Source organism: Mycobacterium sp. (genome assembly GCF_035653355.1).
Lineage (GTDB): Bacteria > Actinomycetota > Actinomycetes > Mycobacteriales > Mycobacteriaceae > Mycobacterium.
This window is the reverse complement of the sequence record NZ_DASRBZ010000243.1, coordinates 1-9,266: the sequence shown is the minus strand read 5'-3', so window position 1 is coordinate 9,266 and position 9,266 is coordinate 1. Positions and strand designations below refer to the sequence as shown.

Annotated in this window: 9 protein-coding genes, 1 tRNA gene and 2 pseudogenes; 3 read left to right on the top strand and 9 right to left on the bottom strand. The window is 64.1% G+C overall.

Translation table 11 applies throughout. The features are described from left to right. Both VFA16_RS08320 and VFA16_RS08315 read right to left on the bottom strand, forming a co-directional pair. The coding region (locus VFA16_RS08320) for a HAMP domain-containing sensor histidine kinase (protein WP_324967357.1) at positions 1-1,281 on the bottom strand (1,281 nt) is incomplete at its 3' end. Between the two features lie 54 nt (positions 1,282-1,335). After that, positions 1,336-2,055: a response regulator transcription factor gene (locus VFA16_RS08315; RefSeq protein WP_324967356.1), complete on the bottom strand. Its 720-nt coding sequence runs from the start codon at positions 2,053-2,055 to the stop codon at positions 1,336-1,338. Between the two features lie 129 nt (positions 2,056-2,184). Between VFA16_RS08315 and VFA16_RS08310 the strand changes: the two genes are divergently transcribed. Continuing rightward, positions 2,185-2,937, top strand: coding sequence for a hypothetical protein (locus VFA16_RS08310; RefSeq protein ID WP_324967355.1), 753 nt, complete (start codon positions 2,185-2,187; stop codon positions 2,935-2,937). Positions 2,938-3,047: 110 nt separating this feature from the next. Here the strand turns inward: VFA16_RS08310 and VFA16_RS08305 are convergent. Then, positions 3,048-3,453: pseudogene (locus VFA16_RS08305) on the bottom strand (HNH endonuclease). A 48-nt stretch (positions 3,454-3,501) separates the two neighbouring features. Next, positions 3,502-3,574, bottom strand: a tRNA-Thr gene (locus VFA16_RS08300). Positions 3,575-3,750: 176 nt separating this feature from the next. Here VFA16_RS08300 and VFA16_RS08295 point away from each other — a divergent pair. Beyond that, entirely contained in the window at positions 3,751-4,188 is a 438-nt protein-coding gene (locus VFA16_RS08295) for a hypothetical protein (RefSeq protein ID WP_324967354.1), read from the top strand. A gap of 112 nt (positions 4,189-4,300) precedes the next feature. Then, positions 4,301-4,681 carry a hypothetical protein gene (locus tag VFA16_RS08290; protein WP_324967353.1) on the top strand — a complete coding sequence of 127 codons (381 nt, stop codon included), beginning with the start codon at positions 4,301-4,303 and terminating at the stop codon, positions 4,679-4,681. 180 nt (positions 4,682-4,861) lie between these two features. Here the strand turns inward: VFA16_RS08290 and VFA16_RS08285 are convergent, their stop codons facing one another. The 5 genes and pseudogenes from VFA16_RS08285 to VFA16_RS08265 all read right to left on the bottom strand — a co-directional run. Then, complete coding sequence (locus VFA16_RS08285; protein WP_414687670.1) at positions 4,862-5,236, bottom strand: WhiB family transcriptional regulator; 375 nt, start codon at positions 5,234-5,236, stop codon at positions 4,862-4,864. After that, complete coding sequence (locus VFA16_RS08280) at positions 5,191-5,463, bottom strand: hypothetical protein (RefSeq protein WP_324967351.1); 273 nt, start codon at positions 5,461-5,463, stop codon at positions 5,191-5,193. The genes VFA16_RS08285 and VFA16_RS08280 overlap by 46 nt, the downstream gene beginning before the upstream one ends. A 202-nt stretch (positions 5,464-5,665) precedes the next feature. After that, positions 5,666-5,968 (bottom strand): hypothetical protein, encoded by a 303-nt coding sequence (locus tag VFA16_RS08275; RefSeq protein ID WP_324967350.1) that lies wholly within the window; start codon positions 5,966-5,968, stop codon positions 5,666-5,668. A gap of 47 nt (positions 5,969-6,015) precedes the next feature. Beyond that, positions 6,016-8,784: a helix-turn-helix transcriptional regulator gene (locus VFA16_RS08270; RefSeq protein WP_324967349.1), complete on the bottom strand. Its 2,769-nt coding sequence runs from the start codon at positions 8,782-8,784 to the stop codon at positions 6,016-6,018. 127 nt (positions 8,785-8,911) lie between these two features. Next, positions 8,912-9,266, bottom strand: a pseudogene (locus VFA16_RS08265) (glycoside hydrolase); the annotation flags it as partial.

Here is a 9,266-nt window from a genome sequence, read left to right as displayed (position 1 = left end):
GCGGGTGCGCGACGAGTCGGTGCGGTAGAAGCGCTCGAACACCCGCAGTGCATCCTGTTGGCTCATGCCGGGGCCCTCATCGGCGACTTCCAGCACGGCGTTGTCGCCATCGGTGCCGACCCGCACGGTGATATCGGCAGTTTCCGGGGTGTGCTGCAGCGCGTTGGTCACCAAGTTGCTCAGCACCTGGCGCAGGCGCGCCTCGTCGCCGAGCACTTCCGGTGTGCCGGGGCCGTCGAGCACTTCCATGGCGATCCGGCGCTTGGGTGCGATCGCCTGCGCGTCATGCACGGCGTCGCTGGCCAGGGCGAGCAGATCCACTCGATGGCGTTCGAGCGGGCGTTGCGCGTCCAGGCGCGCCAGCAGCAGCAGATCCTCGACCAGCACGCCCATCCGGCGCGACTCGCTTTCGATCCGCGACATCAGCATCTCTACGTCGCGGGCGGCGCCCTGCCGATACAGCTCCGCGAAGCCGCGAATGGTGGTCAGCGGGGTGCGCAGTTCGTGGCTGGCGTCGGTGATGAAGCGTCGCATCCGGTCCTCGGATGTGCGGGCCTTCTCCGCCGAGGACTCAGAGGCGGCCACCGCCTGCTGAATTTGCGCGAGCATTCCGTTGAGCGCCAAGGAAAGTCGGCCTACTTCCGTTCGCGGATCACGCTCGGGGACACGCCGATCCAGCTGCCCGGCAGCGATCGCTGCGGCGGTTCGTTCCACCTCCAGTAATGGCCGCAGGCTCCGGTGGACCACCGCGTAGCCGGCGATGCCGAGGACCAGCAGCACCGCCGCCCCGATCCCGACCTGCAGCCAGATCAGCGCGCGCAGCGTGTGCTGGACATCGGAGAGGTCGAAGGCGACTGTGATCAAGCGGCCTTGGGGCCCGCGCACCGATACCGCCCGCCATTGGACATTGGATCCGTTGACCGAGCCCACCGTCACCGGCTCGGGCCCGACGTTGTTGTCGGCAGGCAGGGCCGGTTCGGCGTGGGAGTCATTGATGGCCTGCCAACTGCGGCCGTCGCGCGCCAACACCCGGACGTAGAACTTTGAGGGCGGGCGGTCGGCGTTGGGCCCCTCATAGGGCAACTGCGAGATCCGTCGGGGAGCCTGCACCCAGCTGCGGGACGCGTCAAGCAGCGTCTGATCGGCCCGGTTGAGCAGGCTGTGCCGCAAGATCGAGGTGACCGCGACCCCCGAGACCGCCAGCCCGCAGGCCACCAGCACAAGTGTGGCCGCCACCAGGCCGACCCTCAGCGGCAGCCCGCCTCGGTGGAATCTGCCCATCCCCGTATTCTTCGCCTTCCGCGCACTAGTCGGCCGCGGGAGCCGGCCTCCTGCTTATCGGGGCTCCCGGAGCACATAGCCCACCCCGCGAAGAGTATGGAGTAGCCGCTTTTCGCCGGTGTCGATCTTGCGGCGCAGATAAGAAACGTAGGACTCGACGACGTTGACGTCACCGCCGAAGTCGTAGCGCCAGACGTGGTCGAGGATTTTCGGTTTGCTCAGCACCGTGCCCGCGTTGATCACGAAGTAACGCAGCAGGGTGAACTCGGTTGGAGACAACGACACCGGCTCGCCGGCCTTCCACACCTCATGGGTGTCTTCGTCGAGTTCGATATCGGCGAACTTCAGCCGGGCGCTGCGCGGCTCGGTACTTCCTTTGCCGGCGCGGCGCAAGATGACCCGCAGCCGCGCGACCACCTCTTCTAGGCTGAACGGCTTGGTGACGTAGTCGTCGCCGCCCAACGTCAGGCCGGCGATCTTGTCCTGCAGCGAGTCGCGTGCGGTCAAAAATAGCGCGGGTGCGTCGATGCCGTCGGCGCGCAACCGTCGCAGCACCCCGAAGCCGTCCATTCCGGGCATCATCACGTCGAGAATCACTGCGTCGGGCCGGACTTCACGGGCGCGGTCGAGGGCCGCCGGACCGTTGGTGGCGGTGTGGACCTCGAAGCCTTGGAACTTCAGGCTCACCGAGAGAAGTTCGACGATGTTGTCCTCGTCGTCGACGACAAGGACGCGTGCTTCCGGTGTGGTTTCCTGTGCGACGCCCGATACCATGCCATCAATTCCTTCGCACTTGATTGAGCTTAACCTTCAAAGGAACTGTGCACTTGCTGTGAGTTTGGTGCCAGCGACTTGTTTTGCTGGTGCGCGCCGCTGGGAATACAGCGCGAATACACTCGGGGGATGAACCTCGGCAAAAGCCTGGTCACACTCGCCGCGGCGCCGGCGCGAATCGGGTTGGCAGCGGCCGACGCCAGCCTCGACATAGCGGCAACCGGTGTCGGCTTGGCCAAACGGGTCATAGGCGAGGCCGGCGGGCAGCCGGCTTCCGTGGCGCACATGCTAGGTATCGACGACGCGATTCTGCGCGCAAACCGGATGGCCAGGTTGCTAGACGACGACGCCCCGCTAGGGCGGGCGTTGGCACCTGACGGGCCGGTCGAGCGGCTGTTGCGTCCCGGCGGTGTAGTCGACAGATTGACCGCGCCTGACGGTTTGCTTGACCGCTTGACTGCCGAAGGGGGTGGTTTGGAGCGCGCACTGCAGCCGGGTGGGCTGGTCGATCAACTGCTCGCCGACGACGGGCTGGTCGAGCGGTTGCTGGGCGAGGACGGGGTGGCCGAGCGGTTGCTAGGTGAGGACGGGGTGGTCGACCGGCTGCTTGCCGAGGGCGGCGTCATTGACAAGCTCACCGCCAAGCACGGGCCGCTCGAGCAGCTCGCCGATGTCGCCGACACGCTCAGCCGACTAGCGCCCGGGATGGAGGCACTGGAACCGGCCATCGCCACACTCCAAGACGCCGTCATCTCGCTGACCATGGTGGTCAACCCGCTGAGCAATATCGCCGAGCGCATCCCGTTGCCCGGACGCCGTCCTGCGCGCCGCACGACGCCGCGGACGGTGCGTTCTCAGCGCATCGTCGACCACGATGAGTGAGCCGCTACGCTAGCTGTCGCTGGACCGGCCTCCTTAGCTCAGTGGTAGAGCACTCGCCTTGGTAAACGGTTCGAATCGAACGTTAGTTGGATGCTCAGGCGGCTGGAGCGTCAATAGGACTGGCCGTTGGCGTACCTCTGTCGCCGGTAGTACCGACCGCTGCCGCGATTCCTCGCCGTGCGTCGGCAACTGGCTGTCACAGTTGGGGCAAATGAGCCGCAGATTTTCACGACGATTATTGCTTGCGTCTCCATCGATGTGGTCGACGATCAGCGCCAGGCTTACGCCGTTCCACTCGTCCACGATGCCGCAGATCGCACAGCAACCGCCCTGCTGCTCGTAGAGGTAGTCCCGGACGTAGTGGCCTTGGTACGACATGCGACCACAGACTCCGGTGTCGAGCCAGGCCTCCAAGAGCACGCGGCGGCGGTGTGACTGTTGGCATGCATTGGTGCAAAACACTTTTAGCCGATGGCCGTCGATATTGGCTCCGCACCCGACACAGGTCGTTGACACAAGACGACGCTATCGGTGAGTGCCGACAGGGATGGAGCCGCAGGATAGAGCCGCGTGAGAGACTCGAACTCTCGACATTCGCCTTACAAGGGCGATGCTCTACCAACTGAGCTAACGCGGCCTAGGCCGGCTCGATGAGCCGTGACGATTCTACGACGGGGTGATGCCGCCGGAGCTGGGGCCGACTCGAGCCGGCGGAGATACGAGCCGGTACCTCACGCGTCGTCCTGCCGGGTGGAGCTCGTGCGCTCGCCATAGCCAGAGCAATGGCGGCTACCGCCGTATCCGGTCAATGACGTGATCGCCGAGGCCACGGACTTAGACGGCAATCACGTCATCCTGCGGCGTGGTTACTACGACGCGAAAAATGACAAGGGATTTGGGTGGGATAAGGCGTACCGGAAGCATGGCGTAATCAATCCCAACGTATTTAAAGACCTGATTTCCCATAGTCGGCCGGTGCGGCAGCCGGACGGTACCCTCCGCTATGACGTTCCGATCAACCGCACTCACTACACGAGCGGTCCCGCTCGGAATTGCCAGCTGCCGCGACACCGGCGAGAGTCTGACAATGAGGATTGTGGTCGCCCCCGTGTGGGGCGTCCTGACGTGCCCGACGGAGGACAGAAAGGCGTGATCACGATGTACCCACTTCCAGGAGGCGGGCTGGTGGAAGTCAAACCGGGGTGGACGTTGACCCCGCCATGGGTGAATCACAATGTGCCCATCAACTGAAACCACCGACGCACAAAGTGCGTTCGCGATAGCGGTCCTGCGAAACCTGTTGCGTCACACAGAGCTTGAGAACCAAGTTGCAAAACCTGAAAAGGGGCACTACAGCTTCCTAGTGTCGCATGCATGGACCGAGGGTCCCATGATGTACATCGTCTATAAGGCACCGCCATCTGAGGTCACCTGCGGATTGGTCCGCGACACCAGGGAGTCGCTCATCGATCCCAGTCCGTGGCTCGACTTAGAAGAGGCGGTGCGCTACTACTATTTGCTCGATCTCGAGGAGAACTGGCCAGGTAGGTTCACGTCCCCTCCTGAAGAGCCGGGCACTATCCTGTGGCGCGGCGATCCATGCGAAGGCCTGCCAGTGCGCTTGTCAGACATCCCCGACGAGCACCGGTATACACCCCCGCCAGAAATGCCGTCGGTGAAGCGTGACCGTGATCAGGTGCAGCGCGTCGTCAATGAGCCTCGCCGATACGCCGATCCGCCGTGAGCTACCTGCTCTATTCTGGGGGCCCGGAAAGCCCTCTGCGCCAGACCTTTTCCTACGGCCAGCGGTCAGGCATCATCCGCAAAACTAAAATCTGAGCAATCTGCTTCAGAGAAATCGACGCGACTTGCTTTTGAGTTGAGATTCTTTCGGAGCGCCCGTCGGCACGTCCACTTGCCTAGCCTAATTACGCCCTAGGTCTTTGCGTTGGGCACCGAAGAAGTCGGCCCACGACACTACATCGGGGTGCTGCTTCAGGAGCGCGCGGCGCTGACGCTCGGTCAGACCGCCCCAGACACCGAACTCGATCCGGTTGTCCAGCGCCTCGGCGGCGCACTCGAGGTTCACCGGACACTGCCGGCAGATCACCGCGGCTTTTCGCTGAGCTGCGCCGCGGACAAACAGCTCATCGGGATCGGTGGCCGAGCGACAGCGGGCCCTGGACACCCAGACAGTCCGGCCTTCGGCATCCGTGGCGCGGATTGGGCTGTGAGCCGTCTCGGCTGTGTATGTCACGATGCCGCTTTCGCGTACAGCTGGGCGACCAGACTCACCCATTCCCTGGCTTCTTTCCGGCTACCCAACGGAAGAGGGTCGGGACAAAAGGCAGCCCCGGCGGCAGCGGCCAGCCATGGGGTCACATAGAGCAACCAATACGGCCGCTCAGGTGGTTGAAACGCCCCTGCGATCTCCACGTCCGACCCGTCAACGGCACTGATCCGCGGATGGCCCGGACCGTCCTCATCCTCAACAATCGAGTAGGCGTGGTTCACTTCGCCTGACATAAGGCAATCAACGGTCGCCACTGCTGGGGTACGGGGTTCCTGTGTCGAAAGCCTCCCAGTCGGATCGGAGGGCTGATGTATTAGGACCATGGCTCCTCCCCGGTCGCTAGCCGTATGGCCGCTCGGTTTACTTGTTCGAGCTAGTTTTTCAAGTTGCCGTCACTGACGAATCGGGGGTTTCCCTAACGGTTAGCCCCAGCCCTCAATCCCGCGTGACTCGCATGAATTGAGCCGCCACGTCGGCGCTAAGCCGTTCGAGCGGAATACCAGCGCGCCGGCACACCTCGACGACAATCTCAGGCGAGGGCGCGGCAAAGACGCCGTAGATGACCTCGTCTGTCGGCACCGCCAGTGTTACAAGCAGTTCCACCAGCGAGCCCTCCATACGCATGGTGGCTGCGACGGCGTCGAGCTTGGCGACGGTGTCGTCGAGCGGATATTGGGTGACCTCCGGTCGATACCACTCAGCGAGATAACACGCGACCGGCGGCGCTGCGCTGCCCACCCAATGGACATTAGTGATCCGTCGCGCCTGGCGAATCGGGGATTTCCCTAACGTTGCGTCTGCCTCATCCACTGGCCAAGTTCCGCGCGGGAGCGGATACCGAGCTTGCGGTAGACGCGGGACAAGTTGTGTTCCACGGTCTTGGGGCTGATGAATAAGGTGGCTGCGACATCGCGGTTGGTCATGCCCGATGCCGCGAGCTCGGCCACCCGCTGCTCGGTGGGTGTGAGCCCCAGGTCGCGGGCGGGGCTGACTTTGGTGCGTGCGAGCTCAGCGCGTGCGCGTTCGGCCCACAGCGGGGTGCCCATGGCTTCGAAGGCGCGCAACGCCTCGTGCAAGGTCTCCGCGGCGGGCTCTTTCCTGCGCTGCCGACGCTGTAGTTGGCCGAGCAGCAGCTGGGTGCGGGCGCGTTCGAACGGCATCGGGAGCCGTTGGTGCTCCGTAATCGCTTGGTGGGCAACCTCTTCGGCGGCGCCGACGTCACCCCGGGCGGCCAACCACATACTGCGGCAGCGCGCGCCGACGGCCAACATCCAGGCGCGGTCGAGCCGTCTACCGTTACGTTCCAGCGCCTCGGTCAGCGGCTCGGCGTCGTCGAAGTGACCCAGCGCGATCATCGCCTCGACCGCATCCGGGATGTACCAGGCGCTGAGGATCTCGGTGCTGGGAATGCTGTTGAAGATCGACAACACCGGCTGAAGGGTGGTCAGCGCTTCGGCGTATCGGCCAACCGAAACCTCAAGAAACCCTAACGCCATCGCCGGCCAGTAGCCCGGCAGCCGGGGCGAGCCACCTCGCTGGGCCCCCATGGCGTTATGAGCGTCGGCGCGCGCGTCGCGCTCACGGCCGGTGTAGGCCGCGACTGCTGCCCGCACACTCAACGGAATCACGAGCACGTGGTCACCGCCGAGTTGCTCGGCCCGCTCCACGGCATCATTGGCCGATTCTGCTGCATCGCTGAAGCGTCCCTGCCAAATATCGGCCCAAGTGCTGTATCCGGCAATGGCCACGATGTCGCCTTCGGCGCCGCGTTCGACGCAGTGCTGCCGTATGGCACGCATTTGGGTACGGGCTTCGTCTAGCCGGCCCGTGCAGGTCATTATCAGAGCATTAATGGCGCTGGCGCGGAACGGGATTGGCACATCGATGTGGGGATCTTCCAGTTCGAGTGCGCGTTTTAGAGCGGACTCGTCGAACCCTTGTCCGTACGTGAAGCTCGCCCGCACCCACATCGCGAGCGCTTGACTGGTCAAGGTCGGAATGTCGAGTTCCTCGGCGACTGTTACTGCTTGGCGCGCGTGCCGGAGTGATTCGCTGTACTCGTCTGAATTGAGTTGGACAAACGACAGCATGAGCAAAGTCTGTACCAGCACCACGGGATTGCTTGTGGCGTCGTCGAGCGCAGCCTTGAGTCGATCGCCGGCCTGCAGGAAACTGTTGTCGTAGATACGCATTCCGGCAAGCAGATCGAACGCGATCGCCCGAAGCGGGCCTGGCTCCATCGCATCGATTGTCGGTGCGAGCACCGCTTGAGCTCGGCCAGTATCGCCCGCCTGGAAACGGTGCTGGGCCGCGCGTATGCGACGCGATGACGTGTCACCGCCGAGCCGGATGGCTAACTCGATCAACTCCGCCGCGGCTGCAGGTGCTCCGCGCGCCAGCGCTGCATCGGCGGCTTCGTCAAGAGCGCGAAGCGTTTCCGGATCCGCGCGTGTGGCGGCTAGCCCGAGATGCCTGGCCCTCAGCTCGGGCAGGGTCACAACGTCGGCCAAGGCCCGATGCATCCTGCGGCGACGGGCGGGACCAGCGTCGGTATAAACACTCCTCGCGAGCAAAGGGTGAGAAAAGTGCACCCGATTGCCGTCAATCCTGATGATGTCGTGATCTTCGGGCTCTTCGAGTAGCTCAACCGTCCGCTCGACGCCTGCACCGGTGGCCCGTGCCAGTAGGTCCACCGTCGGCTCGGCCGTACATGCCGCGGCCAGCAACACATTTCGGGCATCATTATCGAGGCGTCCGATCCGGGCACGCACCAGTCCGGCCAATGTGGCGGGCAATGCCGCCTCGGACTCCGGTGACAGGCCGCCCATCGCGCGCGCCAGTTCCAATGCGTAAAACGGGTTGCCGCCAGACAACTCCGCGATGCGAACCATCGTGGGCCTTGGGAACGACCGACCTAGCTTCTCCAGGAACAGCGTGTGTAGGCCGCCAATAGTCAACGGACGCACACGAAACCGCTCAACCCCGCCTGGTCTGTTCAGCTGCAGCCACCCCGCATTTTCGGTGTCGGGTTCAGTCCGCTCGGTCAGCAACACCCCGATCGGTCCTCGCAGCCGCCGTATAGCGAACGCGACCACGCTTTTGCTCGACGAATCCAGCCACTGCACATCGTCGATGGCCACCAGCACCGGGCTGTTTGCCGCGAGGTCCTCGACAACGGATAGGAACGCCGCCGCCACCACGCGCTGGTCGGTGGCGGGGCCGTCACCGTTGGCGCGCAGTAAAACTCGCTCAAGCGCAATCCGCTGCACGTCGGGAAGCGCTGTCAAAACAGCTGATTCGACGTCGCTCAGCAGATCGGCCACGGCGGCGTAAGCCAATATCGACTCGGCTTGCCCTGCTGCCGCTGACAGCACCCGAAATCCGCGCTCACCCGCCTGCTCGCTCGCCGCCAGCCACAGCGTCGTCTTGCCGATGCCGGCTTCGCCGTCGATGACCAAAACCGACGGCTGCGCCCCCGTTGCAATCAGGAAATCGGCTACCGCCCGGTTCTCGACCGACCGGTTTCCCGCGCCTTCGGCCACGACGCCAATCATCGCAGGCACGTCAACGCACGGGTCACTTCGTGGGCCGGGTCTGCATTTCCGCAAGCTTCTCGGTATTTCCTTGGACTGGTGCCAAATAGCCGCGAAGATTTGAGGCGCGTTGGTAAGCGACCGGTTGTCAGATGTAGTAGGTCTCGTGCCCTGTCGGGTAGCCGCCGCCGTCGGTGGCGATATGAACGTGGTCGTAGTGGTTGGCCGTTTCCGAGCCGGAGTCCGGCGTCCAACTCGGCGCACCGATGCCCGGGTAGAAGGCCTGCCTCCAGATCACATGGATCACTCCCCAGCGTTGTGCATTCGCCAGGGCAAGACCGGCGATTTGGTTGCCGAGCTCAATCCCCTCGGGGCTGTGATGGTTCGGGATCATCACATCGATCGCCAACCCGTTGGGGTGCCATGGCAAGGGATCTTGCCGGTACCCGCCGATGGTGGTGATCTGGGGGAACAGCACGCTGATGGCGCGGGCCACCCGGATG

Coding starts and splice junctions, on each gene's coding strand:
- VFA16_RS08280 (WP_324967351.1), bottom strand. CDS start 5,463: ATGTCAGGCGAAGTGAACCACGCCTACTCGATTGTTGAGGATGAGGAC.
- VFA16_RS08315 (WP_324967356.1), bottom strand. CDS start 2,055: ATGGTATCGGGCGTCGCACAGGAAACCACACCGGAAGCACGCGTCCTT.
- VFA16_RS08310 (WP_324967355.1), top strand. CDS start 2,185: ATGAACCTCGGCAAAAGCCTGGTCACACTCGCCGCGGCGCCGGCGCGA.
- VFA16_RS08285 (WP_414687670.1), bottom strand. CDS start 5,236: ATGGGTGAGTCTGGTCGCCCAGCTGTACGCGAAAGCGGCATCGTGACA.
- VFA16_RS08270 (WP_324967349.1), bottom strand. CDS start 8,784: ATGATTGGCGTCGTGGCCGAAGGCGCGGGAAACCGGTCGGTCGAGAAC.